The following is a 17264-nucleotide window of genomic DNA, read 5'->3' on the forward strand; positions in this document are numbered from 1 at the left end:
GCTCAGTCCTCCTCGATCCGGGGCAGTTCGATGCTCGGCAGTTCGATCACGAAGTGCGCACCCGGGTAGCTCGGGTCGGCCACGTCGACGTACCGCGCGCGGCCGCCGTGCCGGGCCGCGATGCCGGCCACGATCGACAGGCCCAGTCCGGTGCCGCCGCGCCGTCGTGACGCGTCCAGCCGCACAAACCGCTCGAACACTCGCTCCCGGTCCTCCTCGGCGACTCCCGGGCCGTCGTCGCTCACCTCCACCACGACCATCTCATCTTGCACCGAACTCGCAATCCGGATCCGCTCACGCGCGTGCCCGCACGCGTTGTCGACGAGGTTGCGTACGGCGCGACGCAGCTGCGCCTCACTGCCGCGCACCTTCGCCGGTCCCGCGCGCACTTCAATCTCGACAGCCGCTTCGCCGCGTACGCGTTCGGCTTCGGCGCGGACGATGTCGTCGAGATCGACTTCAGTGCGCGCGGGCCGGTCCGTGGCGTCGTCGGTGCGCGCGAGCATCAGGAGGTCGTCAACCAGCTCTCGCAGGCGCGCGGTCTCGCGAGTGATCACAGGCACGAGTTCGTTGGTGGTCTCCGGGTGCTGGTTCGAAACGTCGAGCGCGGTACTGATGGTCGACAGCGGCGAACGCAGTTCGTGGCTCGCGTCGGCGACGAAGCGGCGTTGCGCGGCCTGCGCCGACCCAAGCCGTTCGAGCATCTCGTTGAGCGTGACAGCGAGGCGGTGCACCTCGTCGCCGCCAGGCGGCAGCGATACGCGCAATGCGAGGTCGCGTGTCGAGATCTCGGCGACAGTGCGCCGCATCCGCTCTACCGGTCGCAGTGCGGACCCGACCGAGCGGTACACCGCGAAGCCGGCGATACCGAGCAGTGGCAGCGAAATCAGCCCTAGCAGCAGCGTAAGCCGCGCAGACGCTTCAGTGACTGGCTGAAGCGACCGTGCCGAGATGACGGTGAACGGTCCGCCCGGCCCGTTGACGCCTTCCGAGACCAAGCGGTAGTCACTGCCGTCGCCGTCTAGGCCGAGTGGCAGCGTCTCGACGATTTCTTGCCCTGGGGCCGGGCGCGCGGCGGTGATGGCCGGACGGCCGACAATCGCCGGATCGCTCGCGATCGGCGTGCTTCGCGGCCCGAGGACCTGCGTGACGGCTTCAGTGTCCCCAGTGCTCGCGACGTCGCTTGGCGACAAGTCTCGCGCGCCCGCGCGCACGAGTTGGACGGCAACCTGCCGCGCGGTACTACGCGCGCTTTCGGTGACGCTTCGGTCGAGCGACTGCTGCAGCAAGAGCACCACGACGACGCACGCGGTCGCGATGGCCAGCGCGAGCGCGAGCACGGCAACCCCGGTTGTCCGCATCCGGACGCCTGCTGCAGCAAGAAGTCTCACGCACGCAGCGTAACGAGCAGCGAGAGACGTCATCGGGCGCGGCGCGCGGCCAGCCGTTCCGAGCGCAGCGTGTCGACCTCAGACAGGTCCAACGGCTTCAGCGCATGGCCCAGCACCCACGACAACAGCAGGTCAGCCAGCTCTGGGTTGCGCGCCAGCGCCGGGCCGTGGAGGTAGGTGCCCACGACGTGGTCGGTGACTGCCCCTTCGGTGCCGTCGCCGTTGCCAGTACCCCGGACGACGCGGCCGAGCGGCGCGCTGCCCGGACCGAGCACGCTCGCGCCCTGATGGTTCTCGAAGCCGGTCAGCGGCGTTTCGAGCAGGTTCGGTTCGACGATCAACTCGGCCACCGCGCGCTGCCGCGAGGGCTCGGTGACCAGGTCGAGCAGCCCTAGCCCGGCGTGTTCGACGCCGTCGACGCCGCGAAAGCGCGTGCCAAGGATCTGCAGGCCCGCGCACACCCCGAACACCGGACGTCCCGCGTTCGCCGCGCTCCGCAGCCCCGCCGAGTCTCGCAGGAAGTCCGCGGCCAACACCTGCGCCATGTCCTCGCCGCCGCCGAGCAGGTAGAGGTCCAAAGTGGACGGTACCTCGGAGTCGAGCGAGACCGGCACCACCTCGGCTTCGTAACCACGCCACTGCAAGCGTTTGCAGAGCACCTGTGCGTTGCCGGAATCGCCGTACGTCCCCAGCACCTCGGGCAGCAAGAGGCCGATGCCGACGGTCGAATCAGACATCAGGCAACCGGTCGACCAGGTCGCGGAAGGCGGTGTAGTTCGCGACGAGTTCGACCCCGCCCGGCGGCAGCGTGTCGATCGCGCTGACCGGGTCCGGGGCCGACCAATGCGGCACCTCGGCATAGCAAAGCCGCACCGCGAGGTCCGCCGATCGCTCCCCGGCGACGACGACCTGACGGCCGCGCAAGCGCTCGAAATGCACGTCCCAGAGCCACGACAGGTCGCGGCCGTCCGCCTCGTGCGCATTGACCGCGACGACGACCGGGGTGTCCTCGTCGAGCACGCGCAACGTTTCAGCCCACCCAGCCGGATTCTTCGCAAGCATGAGCCGCACCGAATGCCGGGTGCGGCGAATCGTGCGGTAGCGCCCGCCGATATCGGTGATCGTGCGCAGCCGGGCCGCTGCGGTGTGCGGCGGCACGCCGACACAATGCGCGGCGGCGAGCGCGAGGGCGGCGTTGGCCCGGTTGGCCTCGCCGGGCAGCCGCAGGTCGAGGTCTACTTGCCGGCCACCGGGGGTGTGGACCAAGTCGCCGTCGAGGGTCCAGGTCGGCTCCGGGCGAGCGAAAGCGCAAACCGCGCAACGCCATTCGCGATCGGTGTGCGTGATCGCACCGCCGCAGCGGGGACAGGAGACGGAATCGCCCGACCAGCGCCGGCCGGTGCCGACCCACACCGGGCGCGCGGCCGCCGAAGCCGCGGACGTGACCAGGACGTCGTCGCAGTTCGCGACCACGACCGTGCGCGACAGCCCGGCGAACGCGGCGCGTAGGTCGCGCTCCATCATCCGCACCTCGCCGACGCGGTCGAGCTGGTCACGGCTGAGATTGAGCAGCACGAGCGCCGCCGGCTGCACCTGCTCGGCCACCCACGGAACGTAGGTTTCGTCCACTTCCAGCACCGCGTACGGCGCTTCCGGGGCAGCGGCGAGCGCGGCCACCAAACCGTCAGGCATGTTCGCGCCGTCGCCGTTGTGCGCGACCTCGGCGAGCGCTTCGAGCGCCCGGGTCAGCATCAGCGACGTGGTGGTTTTGCCGTTCGTGCCGGTGACGATCACGACCGTGCGATCGCGGCCGAGCCTGCGCAACGCCTTGGGGTCAAGGCGCAGCGTGACGCGGCCGCCGATCACCCCGCCGCGGCCCAGCCGGGCGGTACGGGAAAACCACGCGGTCAGCCGCCCGGCGGCGACCGACGCCCGGGTGCGCAGACGTGTGGACATCACCCAAACCGTGCGGCACAGGCGCTGTGATTTTCCTGAGAGGGTGACTCCAGTCTCCGTTACCCTTTGTAAGCAGTCTTACTGATCGGAGGTTGAACCATTCGGCGCAACCTTGAACCTGCCTAATGACAGGGATCGGTCAAGATCTTCCGTCTATACATCGGAGGTGTTAGCGTCCAACCCCGCTTGATGGCACCACGCACCGGTGACCGGGAACGCAGAGCGACAGGCGGAGGGCGAACGTGGACGCAGCAGCACGCGGGCTGGATCAAAGCGGCACCCTGGAGCGTGGGCTCGCGGTGCTCGAACACGTCGGGCAGCACCAGGAAATCTCCACGAACGCGCTCGCCCGCCAACTGGGCTTGTCGCGCAGCGCGGCGTACCGGATCGTCGGCACGCTGAAGCGGCTGGAGTACCTGGAGGCGGACACCGTCACCGGACGCGTACGGCTCGGCACCCGGCTGGTCGAACTGGGCGCCCGCGCGATGGCGGCGACCGACCTGCACCGCTGTGCGCCGCGGTATCTCACCGCGCTGGCCGAACGTTCCGGAGAGACGACGTACCTGGCGGTGCCGGACAACGACGCGATGGTCTACGTCGCGACCGAACGCAGCGCCAGCGCGGTCACCCTTTCCTGCCGCCTCGGCACCCGGCGGCCGCAGCACGCGACGTCGCTGGGCAAGGCCTGGCTGGCCGCGTTGCCGGAGGCCGATCGGGTGGAGCGCGTGCGCCGGATGAAGCTGGACAGCCTCACCCTCAAGACCATCAACGACCCGGTCCGGCTGCTGGACGAACTGGCGCGCACCCGGCGGCGCGGCTGGGCCGTGGACGACCTGGAGAACGAGCCGGACGTCGGCTGCGTCGCGGCGGCCGTGCGGGACCACTCGGGTCGTCCGATAGCGGCGATCAGCGTCGCCGGGCCCGCGCCCCGGGTGATGCGCCGGGCGGACGAACTGGGCGCGACGGTCGCCGGAACCGCGGCCGCGTTGTCGATGCGGCTGGGGTACGTGCGGAACCGCTGACCCTTTCACCGGATCGGGTTTTCCGGCCCGGTCTTGAGGCTTCTACCAGCGGAAACAGGTTATCCACAGCCGTGTCGACTTGTGGACAACCCTGGGGATGGCTGGCTGCTGGTCCGGGAATTGTCGGGCCGGTGGTGGACCGTTTCCGGCATGACGATCACTCGCGCCCCGCTACCTCGTTCCCGCTTCCAGCTTGCTGCACGACTCGGCCCGCTCCAGCAGCAGCGCGCGCTCCCGCTCGTTGCCGGTCATCTTCGCCGCGCGCTCGAACTCGGCGCGCGCCTCGTCCCGGCGGCCGAGTTTGTACAGAAAATCGCCGCGCACGCTCGGCAGCAGGTGGTAGTTCTTCAACGCGGGCTCAGCCAGCAATTTGTCCACCAGCACCAGCCCGGCTTCCGGCCCCTCGGCCATCGAGACCGCGACGGCCCGGTTCAGCTCGATCACCGGAGACGGCGTGAGCTGCGCCAGACCCGCGTACAGCGCCGCGATCCGCGCCCAGTCGGTCTCGTCCGGCGTGACCGCCACGGCGTGGCACGCGGCGATCGCGGCCTGCGCGGAATACGGCCCGTACGTGCCGTCCGCCAGCCGTTCGGACCGGGCCAGCGCGGTGAGGCCGCGCTGGATCAGCAGACGGTCCCAGCGGCTGCGGTCCTGGTCCATCAGCAGCACCGGTGCGCCGTTCGGGCCGGTGCGCGCCGCCGAGCGCGACGCCTGGATCTCCATCAGCGCCACCAGGCCGTGCACCTCCGGTTCCCCCGGGATCAGGCCGGCCAGCACCCGGCCGAGCCGCAACGCGTCCTCGCACAGCGCGGGCCGCATCCAGTCGTCGCCGCGCGTGGCGGAGTAGCCCTCGTTGAAGATCAGGTAGATCACTTCGAGGACGGCGGGCACCCGTGCGACGCGCTCGTCGCCGACCGGCGTTTCAAACGGCACCTTGGCGTCGGCGAGCGTCTTCTTCGCCCGCACAATGCGTTGCGCGACAGCGGATTCCTTTACCAGGAAGGCGCGGGCGATCTCGTCGGTGCTGAGCCCGCCGAGCATGCGCAGCGTGAGCGCCACCCGCGCCTGGGTGGACAGCACCGGGTGGCACGCGGTGAAAACCAGCCGCAGCAGGTCGTCCTCGATCTGCTCGTCGTCGAGCACCGCGTCGAAGTCGGGCAGCACGCCCTCGCCGAGCTGTTCGGCCTCCCGGCCGATCTCGTCGAGCTTGCGGCCGAAGGTTTCGTTGCGCCGGAACAGGTCGATGGCCCGCCGCTTCGCGATGGTCATCAGCCAGGCGCCCGGGTTGCGCGGCACGCCGGTCTCCGGCCACTGTTCGAGCGCGGCGACGAGCGCGTCCTGGGCCAGCTCCTCCGCGAGGCCCACGTCGCGGGTCATCCGCGCGAGACCGGCGATCACCCGCGCCGACTCGATCCGCCAAACGGCCTCTACCGCATTTCGCGTGTCCACCGGCCCATCAGACCGGCCCGGCCCGCCCGAGGCAACCCTCGGGCGGGCGCGGAGTCAGAGTTCGCCCGTCATCGGGCGGATCTCGACGGTGCCCGCCCGCCGGTCCGGGTTGGGCGCCCGCTTCATCAGCTCGACGATCTCGGCGACCGACTCCCCCTCCAGAATCCACACGCCGGCGACGAGTTCCTTGGTCTCGGCGAACGGGCCGTCGACCACGCTCGGCTCCGCCTCCCCTTCGAACCACAGCAGCCGGGCGCCGTCCGAACTCGGCGTCAGCCCAGCGGCCTGCACGAGGTGGCCGGATTCGGCGAGTTCGGTGTTGAACCGGCCCATCTGCTCGATCAATTCGGGGCTGGGCGCGGCTCCCTCTTCGGATTCCTTGCTGGCTTTCACCAGCACCATGAACCGCATCAGTTCTGCGCAGCCTGCTCGCGCAGCTTCTCCTCGGCGTCCCGCAGTTCCGGGGTGAGGTTGTCGCCGAAGTCGTCGGCCTCGAAGATCCGCCGGATCTCGATCTCGTGGTGCGCGCCGTCGGTGTTGGGCACGCGCTTGATCCACTCCACCGCTTCCTCGAGCGAGCGCACCTGGAGGATCCAGAACCCGGCGATCAGCTCCTTGGTCTCGGCGAACGGCCCGTCGACCACGCTGGGCTCGCTGTCGCCGGAGAACTTCACCCGGGCGCCCTGGGAGCTGGGAGCGAGTCCCTCGCCCGCGAGCATCACGCCGGCCCGCACGAGTTCCTCGTTGAACTTGCCCATCTCGGCGAGCAGTTCGGTGCTCGGCATCTGGCCCGCTTCGCTCTCTTCGCTGGCCTTCATGATCACCATGAATCGCATCTTCGGTTCCCTCTCGCTCTCGGCTTGCCTTCACCCCTGCGTCGAACGGGCCGCGGCCGGATCGACAAGGTCCTCAAACTTTTTTCCCGATCGCGAAACTAGCAGGTCAGGCGAACTCCGGTGGACAAAACGGGCATGGGAGAATCGTTGTCCGTGGCAGTACTCCCCGAACCTCTCCGCGCCGCCCTCGACGAAGAGCTCGGCCGGTTCCCCGAATCCCGGCTCGCGCAGGCCGTGGACCGGCTCAGCAAGCGTTATCGACAAGGCGACGCGGCAACGTCGCCGATCCTCTCTTCGGAGCTGGATGTCGCCGCGTACGCCGGGTACCGGATGCCAGCGACGTACGCGGCGGTCAGCGCGGTACTGGGCGAGGTGGCTGCCGCCGCGCCCGGGTTCGCCCCGAAGACGCACGTCGACATCGGCGGCGGCACCGGAGCGGCAGTGTGGGCGGCGGCCGACGTCTGGCCGTCGCTGGAGAAGTGCACTGTCCTGGAGCAGGTGGCGGCCGCGCTGGCGCTGGGACGCAAGCTGGCCGCCAGCGCCGGCGAACCAGCCGTCCGCACCGCGACCTGGCAGCGCGGCCTGGTCGATTCGGCGTCCGCCGCCCCAGAAGCCGACCTGGTCACCCTGTCGTACGTCCTCGGCGAACTACCCGAGCGCAGCCGCGCCGACGTCGTGCAGTGGCTGGCCGCGAAAGCGGGCACCGTCGTACTCGTCGAGCCCGGCACCCCAGCCGGATTCGAACGGATCCGAGAGGCCCGCGACGTCCTGCGCGGAATGGACCGCACCATCGTCGCCCCCTGCCCGCACGACGACGTCTGCCCGATCAAGCCGGGCGAGGACTGGTGCCACTTCTCCGCCCGGCTGCCCCGAAGCGGGGTGCACCGGCGGATCAAGTCCGGCACTCTGGGATTCGAGGACGAGAAGTTCTCGTACGTGGCGGCCACGTACGCACCTGCCGACCGTCCGTCGGCCCGGATCATCCGGCATCCGCGCAAGCACAAGGGGTTCGTGCAACTCGACCTCTGCACGGTCGACGGGCTCGCGCCCGGCACCGTCGTGTCGAAGCGGCACGGCGTGCGTTACCGCGCCGCCCGCGACGCGGAATGGGGAGACACCTGGAGCGTGGAGTAGCCCGGCTACTCCGGCTGCGGTGTCCGGCTGGCCGCGTCGGCTCCGACTGTCTCGTACCAGCGGATCCGAACCGCAGAGGACACCCTATGGACTTCCACGAGCGTTGCGCCGAGATCGTGCGGCAGACGGAGCTGCTCGCCGCGGCCGTCGAGGGCGCGGACCGGACAGCGCGGGTCGCGGCGTGCCCGGAGTGGAACCTCGGACAGCTGCTCGATCACGTCAGCACCGGGCACCGGTGGGCGGAGGAAACCGTGCGCACGCGGGCCGACCATTGGCTGCCGGACGACGAACTCCGGAATCCGGTGGACACCCCGCGACCGGCGTCGTGGCTCGTGGACGGCGCGAAGACCTTGGTGGCGACGCTGCGCGAAGCAGGGCCGGACGCCGAGGTGTTCACGCCGGTCCCGAACGGACCGCCGCGAGCAGCGTTCTACGCACGCCGGTTCATGAACGAGACACTGATCCACCGCGCCGACGCGACGCTGGCGGCGGACGGGGAATTCACCGTCACGCCGGAAGTCGCGCAAGACGCGATGGAGGAATGGCTGGAGCTCGGGTCGCTGCCGCAGCTGCTGGAGTTCGTCCCCGAACGCCGCGAACTGCTCGGCCCGGACCGCACGATCCACCTCGCGCCGACCGACCACCCGGCGTCCTGGACGGTCGATCTCACCGGCGATCAGCTGGCCTGGCATCCGGGTCCGCCGGCGAACGCGGCGGTCACCGCGGCCGCGCCGCTGGGCGACCTGCTGCTGATGGTCTACGGCAGGCTGTCGTCGGAGATCGCGCACCGCAGCGGCGACCGGGTGTACCTGGACCGCTGGCTTTCGCTCGTCGGTTTCGGCTGATCCGGTCAGTCCCAGCGGATCGGGAGGCTCTTGAGCCCGTTCTGGAAGTTCGACCGCAGCCGGCGGGGTTCGCCCGCGAGCCGGACCTCGCCGAGCTGGTCGAACACCGCCGCGAACAACGCGCGCATCTGCATCCGCGCGAGGTGCGAGCCGAGGCAGAAGTGCGGGCCGTGGCCGAACGTCAGGTGTTCGCTCGGCGCGCGCGTCACGTCGAACACGTCCGGGTCGGGAAACACCGTCTCGTCGCGATTGGCCGAGGAAAACCACACCACGACCTTGTCGCCCGCCTTGATGTCCACATCGGACAGTCGAGTGTCCTGCGTCGCGGTGCGGCGAAAGTGCATCACCGGCGTGTGCCAGCGCAACATCTCTTCGACCGCGCCGGGCAGCAGGCTCCGGTCGTCGAGCAGTTTGCGGTACTGCTCGGGATGCACGAGCAACGCGGCCATCCCGCCGGGCAGGCCGTTGCGCAGGGTTTCGTTGCCAGCTACGGAAAACAACCAGAAAAGGTTCTCGAACTCCTCGATCGACACCCGGCCGCCGTCGTCGTCCACGTGCCGCATCAGGTTGCTCATCACGTCGTCGCCGGGGTGCGCGCGTTTGTGCTCGCCAAGCGCGTGCGCGTAGGCGTAGAGATCCGGCATTCCGGCGCGGCTGCGCGGATCCGGCATCTGGCCGTCCGGGCCGGGTTCCGGGCGCACGGCCAGCGCGGTGCGGGCGAGGTCGGTGACGTCGCCGGCTTCGACGGTCGCGCTCACCGCGTATTCGGCGTCCTGGAAGCCGATCACGCGGTTGCTCCAGTCGAACATCAGCCTGCGGTCCCGCTCGGGCACGCCGAACACCTCGGCGAGTGTGAGCAGCGGGAGATCGGCGGCGATCTCCTTGGCGAAATCGCATTCGCCGCGATCGGCCACCGCCGCGACGAGATCATGCGCCCAGCCTTCGATCCGTTCGGCAATCCGGCCGACCGCGCGCGGGGTGAACGCTTTCGTGAGCAGCCCGCGCAGCCTGCCGTGCTCGGGCGGGTCCATGTTGAGCATCATCCGGCGCACGTACCGCAGGTCCTCGGCGGTGGCCGGGTCACGGATCTGGGTTCCGCCGAGCTGCGACGAAAACACCGCCGGGGTGCGGAGCACGTGCCGCACGTCGGAGTGGCGCAGCACCGCCCAGAAGTCGCCGATCCGCGTCACCGGCGTTTCGCGGCGCAGACGGGCAAGCAGGTCGTAGGGCACGCCCGTGACGTAAGTGTCCGGGTCGGCGATGACAGCACTCGACACGTTCCGACCCTAGCCCCGAGACCGCCGCCTGCGGAAAGATCCGTCCGGTGGAAAAGCTGAAGCTGCGCGTCACCGGGCATGGCGAACCGCCGGTCCTGCTCCTGCACGGACTCGGCGCCACCGGCGCGGTCTGGGACGGGCTCACCGGCCTGCTCGACCGGCGGCTGCTCGCGCCGGACCTGCCCGGCCACGGCGGCTCGCCGCGGCTGCCCGAGTACACGTTCGAGACGCTCGCGGAAGCAGTCGCCGATGCTCTCGACGAGCCTGGCCCGATCGCCGTTCTTGGCCATTCGCTCGGCGGCGTCGTCGCCCTCGAACTGGCGAGCGGCCGCTACGGCCTCGACGTCAGCAGCGTGCTGGCGGTGGGCATCAAGGTCGAATGGAGCGAAGACGACCTCGCCCGCGCGGCCGCGATGGCAGCCCGTCCGCCCCGGCTGTTCGAAACCCGAGAGGAGGCCGAAACCGCTTATCTGAAGATCGCCGGGCTGACCGGTCTGGCCCCGGCGGACCCGGACGGCGTCACCGAGACCGCGGACGGCTGGCGGCTGGCACTGGACCCGCCCGCCTTCGGCGTCGGCAGGCCGGACCTGCCAAGCCTGCTGGCGGCCGCGCGCTGCCCTGTGGTGCTCGCCACCGGCGAAAACGATCCGATGTGCCGTCCTGAGCAGCTGCGCGCCCTGGTTCCCGAGGCAGTGGTCCTGTCCGGGCTCGGGCACAACGCGCACGTCGAGGATCCAGTCGCGGTCGCGGCGCTGCTCACGCCGCGAGGCGACTGAGCAGGCGCTTAGACTGGCCGGGTGACGACGATCGATCCGACCCGGACCGGGCTAGACCAGCTGCTGAAGCTCGAACCGCTCGAGCTGAACCTGTTCCGCGGCTGGTGCCACCAGGGTTCGCCGCAGCGGGCGTTCGGCGGTCAGGTCGCGGCGCAGGCGCTCACCGCGGCCGGCGCGACCGTGCCCACCGCGCGGCACGTGCACTCGCTGCACGGCTATTTCATCCGCGGCGGGCGCACCGACATGCCGATCATCTACGAGGTCGAACGCACCCGCGACGGCGGTTCGTTCACCACGCGCCGGGTCGTCGCGATCCAGAACGGCGAGAGCATTTTCAGCCTGTCCGCGTCGTTCCAGACCGAGGCGGAAAGCAGCGCGCACCAGGCGCGGATGCCGGACGTCCCGGCCCCGGACGAGGCAGGCGTCGTCGAACAGGACCGCTCGCCGATCGTCCTGTCCGCCATCGAAGTCCGCTTCGTCAGCAACCCGGAAACCGGCCTGCCCGACACCGGCCGCGGCCCGCGTCAGCGGATCTGGGTGCGGGCGAAGGACGCGCTGCCGGACGCCCCGCTGGCGCACGTCTGCGCGCTCACCTACATCTCCGACATCCGCCTGGCAGGCACTGCCCTGCTGCCGCACCGGGGCGACCCGGGCGAGCCGCAAATTACTTCGCTGGACCACGCCGTGTGGTTCCACCGCCCGTTCCGCGCGGACGAATGGCTGCTGTTCGACATGGAAAGCCCAAGCTACGCGAACACCCGAGGCCTGACCCACGGCGAATTCTTCACCACCGACGGACGGCTCGTCGCCTCAGTGACCCAAGAAGTACTGCTGCGCAGGCGCTGATTCAGTCCGATGTAGACAGTCAGCCAAGCCGAACCCGCACCGGCCCCGCCGGTTCCGCGGCAGCCTCGGCGACGGGTGCGCGCAGGATCTTCGACAACTGCCACGCCTCAAGCCCCGCGAGGACGGTGTTGGCGACCACGAGCACCAAGTACAACCCGGCCTGCACTGAAAGCCGGAACGGATGCTGGTCGGAAGACCCGGACAGCAACGAAATGTGGCACACGACAACGACCGCCATCGACGCCGCGGACAACCCGCCGAGCACGATGAGCAACACCCGCAACACCCGGGTGCGCCGCCAGTTCAGATACCCGGTCTGGACCAGACCCGGTGTGCTGACCATGACAAGCCCGCAGCCGTAACCGGAAAACCCGCCGACCACCCCGCTGCCCGCGACCAGCGCGGTAGTCAGGTGGTACGAAACCGGAACCCGGTAGGCAGCGAGGATCGCGGCCACGCAGACCAGCAGCCCCAACGGCAGGTGCGGCCAGCCGTACCAGGGAAGCCGCCGCTCCATGCGAAGAATCGTCGGCAGGTCAATGTCGCGGTACGCCTCGGGGTCGCGCAAGGCCATTCGCACCGTTCCTCTCGTCCCGGAAACCCCCGGTGTGTGCGCGGTGACCGGCGAAGCCTAGGGCAGGCCGCCCGGCCGTGCAAAATCCACCTGAAGCCGATGCGGCGAGGGACCAGTTCACCCGGCTCTTGTTTTCGAACCCGACCTCCGGATTCGCCGCTGACCGGGAAAGACCGCGTGACCCACACCACCCAGCAGCCCGTTCGCATCCTCCCGACCAGCAGGAACTATCGCCGAACCCGCATTCACTTCTTGCGCTTCCTCCGGGGTCGTCCCGGGATGTCCGGTAGAGCGATTTTCTGTCGGTGGTGCCAGTTAGGCTGCAGGCATGAACACCGACGCACCTACCGTCGCCGCCGAAGATCTCGCCCAAGGCCAGTGGTTCTGGCACGAACCCGCTCCCGGCCTGCGTTCCTGGCCGCTGCAGGTGGCCACGGCCGAGATCCTGGAAGACGCCGTCCGCATCATCACCACCGACGAGGTCCGCGAACTGGTCTCGTACGCCCGCGACCGCCGGGTCCGCCTGGCCGTCGCCTCCTGAACCGCAGCACCACCAGCACCACCAGCACCACTGGGGAAATCTGGGGGATCGGGCCGGCCGCACACGCGAGCGGCCCGTCCAATATGGACACCACATCCAACGCCGAGGCCTGCTCCCGGCACTGAATTTCATAACGTTCCAGCGACGTTCGCCGCCGTGCGCCCACCACACCGCGCCCGCCCCAGAACGGTCGCGAGATGACGCGTTTCACTCGTGCCACAAGGTTTCTGTCCAGCGCAATCGCCGCGCTACCACCGCGCACGCACTCCGCGACGGTCACCAGATGACGCGCTTCGCACCCGCCACGCTTCCACCGAGCGCAATCGCCGCGCCACCAGACACCCCACGACAGTCACCAGATGACCTGCGCCGCACCGCAACGCTTCCGCCGAACGCAATCGCCGAGCCACCACATCGCACGCACTCCGCGACGGTCACCAGACGACCCGCTCCGCACCGCAACGCTTCCGCCGAACGCAATCGCCGAGCCACCACCACGCACGCACACGCCCCACGACGGTCACCCGACAACCCGCTTCACGCCACCACGCTTCCACCGGACGCAATCGCCGGTGCCCGCCGCCCCGCATTCACCGCGATCAGCCGTATTCCACGACCGCGCCTGCCACATCACGCAGCTGCCCGCACCGCAGCACGCCACACCGCCCCCACATCACCCGGTCGCGCAGCGAATTGCCGCACCAGGCCCGCGCATCACCCCTCGACAGCCGCATGGCGATTCGCTGCCGGTCGCGCGCGTGAATCCGTTGTCTCGCAAGCAGATCTCATCCACACCGATCTTCCCCTCCGCCCGCTGCCGCCATCCGCCCAGTGCGACAAACCCCGCGACGGTCCGGGTCAGCGGGAAAGGACTCCCTGCAACAGCACATCCAGCAGATGCCGAGCGCGGGAATCCCACTCGTCCTCGTCCAAGCGGGTCAGGTAGCCCGACAAGATGAACAGGTCGCGAGCGTCGATGTCGGGACGGATGGTTCCGTCGGCCTTTCCGGCGTCGAGCAGGAGAGTGATGGCGTCGCCGAGCGGACCGTGGCTTTCTTCGGACAGGCCTTTCCACACCGCGGTTTCCAGCGCCGCGAAGACACCTCGCTTGACTCGCGCGTACTCGGCGATCCGGTCGAACCAGCGAGACAACGCCTCGACCGGCCCATGCGCGGACAGCAGTTCCGGGGCCAGCGCGACCAGTTCCTCCACCTCCTGCCGGTACACCTCGGCGAGCAGGTCCTCGCGCGTGGGAAAGTGCCGATAGAGCGTCCCCTGCCCGACGCTGGCGGACTTGGCCACCGCGTTCAGCCGCAATTCCCCCGAACCGGCGATCGCCTCGCGCGCGATCTCGACGATCCGCTCCCGGTTCTCCCGAGCGTCAGCCCGTTGAGCCGCACTCATCGCCGACGCCCGGCACCAGTGGAAACGCACATACCGCAACGATATCGCGGACCAGCCGAGTGCCGCATAATCCGCGGGCGACACGGTGCTGGCGGCCGCCTGGGCGATCAACGCGGCCGACTCAAGAATCGGCGACGTTCCCCGCCCGGCTGTGTCCACACCGGCCGGTCTTCCCGCAGCTTCGCCTCCCCAGAAGCGAAGAGGTCAGCCAGCAAGCAAACGCGTCTCCACCCGCCGAGGAGCGCATGCGGACCGTACGGCGGCGGCGAGAAACGACTCCCCCAAAGCGTTGTCCGGCGAGCACGCCACAGCCCGCCATTGATAACCGTCACCCCCTGGTTGAAACACGCCTCGCATAACTCCCCGATCCGATTGACAACCCTTCCGATCGGGGCAGAGGCTGGTCACAAGCTGCCAACGCCCGTAGCGGTCCGGTCCGGTTACCCTGTCAACTAGCCGAAAACCGCACCGAAAGGCCAACCCGGCACCGAAGCGCCATCCGTCACGAACTTCTCTGGTGAGGAAAACGATGTCTCTCGAGCACCCCGCTACCTCCGACCCGGCCACCGGCAGCCAGGACCGGCGGGTTGCCGCGCTGGAGGAGACCGTCGCGGGGCTGGTGCGGAGGGTCGGGACGCTGGAGGCCGAGGCGGAGATCCGTCGGGTGCAGGCCCGGTACATGTTCCTCTGCGACACTCCCTGCCCGGAGTTCGGCGTCGCCGATGACGACGAGCGGATCGACCTCATCATGGCGCTCTACACCGAGGACGCCGTCTGGGAAGGCGTCGGCGAGTACTACGACGGGCAGTTCGGGCGCGCTGAAGGCGCCGCCGCTATCCGGGCGCATTTTCAGCGGTTCTGGGGCGAGAAGAAAGACCCCGAACTTCTCCTGAACGCGCATTATCTCACCTCCGAGCAGATTCACGTCGACGGCGACGAGGCCACCGGACAGTGGATCCACATGCAACCGTGGCTGTTCTCCGACGGGAAGGCGCTCCTGCGGTCCAGCCGGTTGAACAACGCGTTCCGCCGCGTGGGCGACACCTGGCGGATCACCCGCACCCGCACCGAAAACGTCTTCATCGCCCCGTTGCCGGAAGGCTGGGCCAGCGACTATCCCTCGGCCTCGGTGCTGATGAAGCCATGAGCGACGACCCGGTCGTGCACGTGGTGGACGACGACGAGGACCTCCGGCAGTCCCTGGTTTTCCTGCTGGAGAGCGTCGGCGTGCAGGCGTTGACCTATCCGGACGCGCAAACGTTTCTCGACGAGTTCGACCCGGCCGAGCCCGCGGTCGTGATCGTCGACGTGCGAATGCCCGCGATCAGCGGCTTTCAGCTGCAGGAAAAGCTCGCGGAAATCGACTGCCCGGCTCCGCTCATCTTCTGTTCCGCGCACGGCGACATTCCCATGTCCGTCCGTGCGCTCACCGCGGGGGCGGTCGATTTCCTGGAGAAGCCTTACCAGGCCCAGCGCATGGTCGAGGTGGTACAGACCCAGCTCATCGAGGCCCGCCGCCGGTTCGCGGAGCACGCGGAGCGGCAGGCGGTCCGGGCTCGGCTCGACACGCTGACTCAGCGCGAGCGCGAGGTGCTGCGGCTGGTGGTCGACGGGATGCCCAGCCAGGCGATCGCGCACCGGCTGGGCACCAGCGTCAAGACGGTCGACGTGCATCGGGCGCGGATCAAGGCGAAGACGTCGGCGGACAGTCTGGGGACGCTGGTCCGCGACATCCTCACCCATCGCGTCACCGTTTAAGCGCGGTCTCCGTCCAGCGGCCCGCGGCCAGCAAAGCAGTCTCGGCCAAAGGACTGCCGACCAGCTGCAACCCCAGCGGCAGCCCGGCGTCGTCGCGCAGGCCCGGCACGGCGATGACCGGCAGGCCCAGCGCCTGCCAAGGGCGGCTGAGCACCGGATCGCCGGTCGCGGCCAGGCCGACCGGAGCCGAATCGAGCGCGGCGGGGGTGAGGACGGCGTCGTAGCCGGTCACGATCTCGGCGAGTCGCGAAGCACCGGAAGCGACGACGTCCAGCGCAGCTTCGTATTCCGAGCGGGCCATCTCCGCGCCGGTACGCAGCAACTGCGCCAGCGGAGCACTCAGCCGGTCGGCGGAAGCAAGTTCAACGGAACGTTCCCGCGCCGCCTCGTAAGCCATCACCACGGGGTGCGCGGCAGTCAAAGCGGGAACCAAAGCCGGGTCTGGGAATTCGTCGACCACGCCACCGGCAGCGCGCAGGCGAGAAACCGCGGTACCAACCGCGGTTTCCATAGCTTGGCTTACCTCGGACGAAGACCACACCAACAATCGCGGCGCCGAAGAAACCTCGGCCTCCGGCTCCCCCGACAACGCGGACCAGGCCAATGCCAGGTCGGAAACCGTCGCGGTGAACATGCCGTGACTGTCGAGGCTCGGGCTCAGACCGGTGACGCCGTCGACCGGGAACCGGCCCCGGCTCATCACCAGCGAGGCAACTCCGCAGAACGCCGCTGGTCGCGTGACCGAGCCAGCGGTTTGGGACCCCAGCGCCAACGGGACGTGTCCAGCGGCGACGGCAGCGGCGGAACCGCTGGAGGAACCGCCGGGCGTGTGGCCGGGCGCAGCGGGGTTATCCGTCGGCCCGGGAGCGAAGAAAGCGAATTCCGTGGTGACCGTCTTGCCGATCGGCACTGCCCCGGCGCGACGCCATTCCTGGACGATCGAAGCGTCCACAGTGGCCGGTGGAGCGTCCGCGCGCAGTACGGAGCCGCAGCGGGTCGGGAGTCCGGCCAGGTCGATGATGTCCTTGACGCCCAACGGAACTCCGCCCAACGGTCCCGTCGAGACAGGCACGTAAGCCGACGAAACCCAGGCGTCGAAAGAAGCCGCGGCGATCCGCGAGCGAGCCTCCGCGACAGCAGCTTCCGGCGTCGTCCGGCCAGCGGCCAGGTCGGCGGCCAGGGCGCGCAGCGACCACGGCGCGGTCACGGCTGGGTCCAGGCGGCGTCGGCGGTCCAGTAGTCCATGCCGCTCGCGCTGACCGAATGCCGCCAGTCGGACGTCCGGCGCAGCAGCGGTTCGACGCGGGCGGTCGCCTCGTCGGCGGCGTCCGGGCCGTCGGCCGGGACCTGCCAGTGCACCCAGTCCAATTCACGGCCGTGCTCGTCGTGCACGAAGAGGTCAACGTGCCGCCAGCCGTAGCCGTGCGTGTCATTGTAGCAGGTCAGGGTCATCCG

The 17264-nt window shown here is 69.4% G+C and carries 19 protein-coding genes; 8 read left to right on the plus strand and 11 right to left on the minus strand.

Features of this window, described 5'->3' with window-relative positions; genetic code table 11:
• Nucleotides 1–2: 2 nt before the first annotated feature.
• From ACZ7SW_RS22935 to ACZ7SW_RS22945, 3 genes are read right to left on the minus strand one after another with little or no spacing between them, the layout of a single operon-like run.
• Nucleotides 3–1391, minus strand: a complete 1389-nt coding sequence (locus tag ACZ7SW_RS22935) for a HAMP domain-containing sensor histidine kinase (RefSeq protein ID WP_470232445.1) — start codon at nucleotides 1389–1391, stop codon at nucleotides 3–5.
• Nucleotides 1392–1420: 29 nt separating this feature from the next.
• Nucleotides 1421–2128, minus strand: a complete 708-nt coding sequence (locus ACZ7SW_RS22940) for a type 1 glutamine amidotransferase (RefSeq protein WP_470232446.1) — start codon at nucleotides 2126–2128, stop codon at nucleotides 1421–1423.
• Nucleotides 2121–3347, minus strand: coding sequence for a DUF1727 domain-containing protein (locus tag ACZ7SW_RS22945; RefSeq protein WP_470232447.1), 1227 nt, complete (start codon nucleotides 3345–3347; stop codon nucleotides 2121–2123). Before ACZ7SW_RS22945 ends, ACZ7SW_RS22940 begins: the two co-directional genes overlap by 8 nt.
• A 242-nt stretch (nucleotides 3348–3589) precedes the next feature.
• On the opposite strand from ACZ7SW_RS22945, the gene ACZ7SW_RS22950 reads away from it, so the two are divergent.
• Complete coding sequence (locus ACZ7SW_RS22950; RefSeq protein ID WP_081684630.1) at nucleotides 3590–4369, plus strand: IclR family transcriptional regulator; 780 nt, start codon at nucleotides 3590–3592, stop codon at nucleotides 4367–4369.
• A 171-nt stretch (nucleotides 4370–4540) separates the two neighbouring features.
• Here the strand turns inward: ACZ7SW_RS22950 and ACZ7SW_RS22955 are convergent, their stop codons facing one another.
• Genes ACZ7SW_RS22955 through ACZ7SW_RS22965 form a run of 3 tightly spaced genes read right to left on the minus strand, consistent with a single transcriptional unit; the run spans nucleotide 4541 to nucleotide 6654 of the window.
• The gene (locus ACZ7SW_RS22955; protein ID WP_470232448.1) at nucleotides 4541–5818 is read right to left on the minus strand and encodes an RNA polymerase sigma factor; all 1278 of its coding nucleotides are present in this window, start codon (nucleotides 5816–5818) and stop codon (nucleotides 4541–4543) included.
• 54 nt (nucleotides 5819–5872) lie between these two features.
• Complete coding sequence (locus tag ACZ7SW_RS22960) at nucleotides 5873–6229, minus strand: YciI family protein (RefSeq protein WP_470232449.1); 357 nt, start codon at nucleotides 6227–6229, stop codon at nucleotides 5873–5875.
• Complete coding sequence (locus tag ACZ7SW_RS22965; RefSeq protein WP_470232450.1) at nucleotides 6229–6654, minus strand: YciI family protein; 426 nt, start codon at nucleotides 6652–6654, stop codon at nucleotides 6229–6231. The genes ACZ7SW_RS22960 and ACZ7SW_RS22965 overlap by 1 nt, the downstream gene beginning before the upstream one ends.
• Nucleotides 6655–6789: 135 nt before the next feature.
• Here ACZ7SW_RS22965 and ACZ7SW_RS22970 point away from each other — a divergent pair, with 135 nt between their 5' ends.
• Complete coding sequence (locus ACZ7SW_RS22970; RefSeq protein WP_470232451.1) at nucleotides 6790–7788, plus strand: small ribosomal subunit Rsm22 family protein; 999 nt, start codon at nucleotides 6790–6792, stop codon at nucleotides 7786–7788.
• Between the two features lie 86 nt (nucleotides 7789–7874).
• The gene (locus ACZ7SW_RS22975) at nucleotides 7875–8633 is read left to right on the plus strand and encodes a maleylpyruvate isomerase family mycothiol-dependent enzyme (RefSeq protein ID WP_470232452.1); all 759 of its coding nucleotides are present in this window, start codon (nucleotides 7875–7877) and stop codon (nucleotides 8631–8633) included.
• 5 nt (nucleotides 8634–8638) lie between these two features.
• On the opposite strand, the gene ACZ7SW_RS22980 is transcribed toward ACZ7SW_RS22975, so the two are convergent.
• The gene (locus ACZ7SW_RS22980) at nucleotides 8639–9910 is read right to left on the minus strand and encodes a cytochrome P450 (RefSeq protein ID WP_470232453.1); all 1272 of its coding nucleotides are present in this window, start codon (nucleotides 9908–9910) and stop codon (nucleotides 8639–8641) included.
• A gap of 47 nt (nucleotides 9911–9957) precedes the next feature.
• On the opposite strand from ACZ7SW_RS22980, the gene ACZ7SW_RS22985 reads away from it, so the two are divergent.
• Entirely contained in the window at nucleotides 9958–10686 is a 729-nt protein-coding gene (locus tag ACZ7SW_RS22985; protein ID WP_470232454.1) for an alpha/beta fold hydrolase, read from the plus strand.
• Between the two features lie 21 nt (nucleotides 10687–10707).
• Entirely contained in the window at nucleotides 10708–11532 is an 825-nt protein-coding gene (locus ACZ7SW_RS22990; RefSeq protein ID WP_470232455.1) for an acyl-CoA thioesterase, read from the plus strand.
• A 19-nt stretch (nucleotides 11533–11551) separates the two neighbouring features.
• On the opposite strand, the gene ACZ7SW_RS22995 is transcribed toward ACZ7SW_RS22990, so the two are convergent.
• The gene (locus ACZ7SW_RS22995) at nucleotides 11552–12106 is read right to left on the minus strand and encodes a hypothetical protein (protein ID WP_470232456.1); all 555 of its coding nucleotides are present in this window, start codon (nucleotides 12104–12106) and stop codon (nucleotides 11552–11554) included.
• Between the two features lie 328 nt (nucleotides 12107–12434).
• On the opposite strand from ACZ7SW_RS22995, the gene ACZ7SW_RS23000 reads away from it, so the two are divergent.
• Nucleotides 12435–12647: a hypothetical protein gene (locus ACZ7SW_RS23000; RefSeq protein WP_009084161.1), complete on the plus strand. Its 213-nt coding sequence runs from the start codon at nucleotides 12435–12437 to the stop codon at nucleotides 12645–12647.
• A gap of 858 nt (nucleotides 12648–13505) precedes the next feature.
• Here ACZ7SW_RS23000 and ACZ7SW_RS23005 read toward each other — a convergent pair.
• Nucleotides 13506–14210 (minus strand): TetR/AcrR family transcriptional regulator, encoded by a 705-nt coding sequence (locus ACZ7SW_RS23005; RefSeq protein WP_470232457.1) that lies wholly within the window; start codon nucleotides 14208–14210, stop codon nucleotides 13506–13508.
• Between the two features lie 370 nt (nucleotides 14211–14580).
• Here ACZ7SW_RS23005 and ACZ7SW_RS23010 point away from each other — a divergent pair, with 370 nt between their 5' ends.
• A complete protein-coding gene (locus ACZ7SW_RS23010) occupies nucleotides 14581–15198 on the plus strand; it encodes a nuclear transport factor 2 family protein (protein ID WP_470232458.1) in 618 nt (205 codons plus the stop codon).
• On the plus strand, nucleotides 15195–15809 hold the full coding sequence (locus ACZ7SW_RS23015; RefSeq protein ID WP_009084166.1) for a response regulator transcription factor: 615 nt from the start codon (nucleotides 15195–15197) through the stop codon (nucleotides 15807–15809). Before ACZ7SW_RS23010 ends, ACZ7SW_RS23015 begins: the two co-directional genes overlap by 4 nt.
• Here ACZ7SW_RS23015 and ACZ7SW_RS23020 read toward each other — a convergent pair.
• Nucleotides 15799–17016, minus strand: a complete 1218-nt coding sequence (locus tag ACZ7SW_RS23020; protein WP_470232459.1) for an amidase — start codon at nucleotides 17014–17016, stop codon at nucleotides 15799–15801. The two genes, ACZ7SW_RS23015 and ACZ7SW_RS23020, sit on opposite strands and share 11 nt — an antisense overlap.
• Nucleotides 17013–17261: a hypothetical protein gene (locus ACZ7SW_RS23025; RefSeq protein WP_344266668.1), complete on the minus strand. Its 249-nt coding sequence runs from the start codon at nucleotides 17259–17261 to the stop codon at nucleotides 17013–17015. The genes ACZ7SW_RS23020 and ACZ7SW_RS23025 overlap by 4 nt, the downstream gene beginning before the upstream one ends.
• Between the last annotated feature and the right edge of the window lie 3 nt (nucleotides 17262–17264).

The sequence above is a fragment of the Amycolatopsis sp. NPDC114484 genome (genome assembly GCF_055633755.1).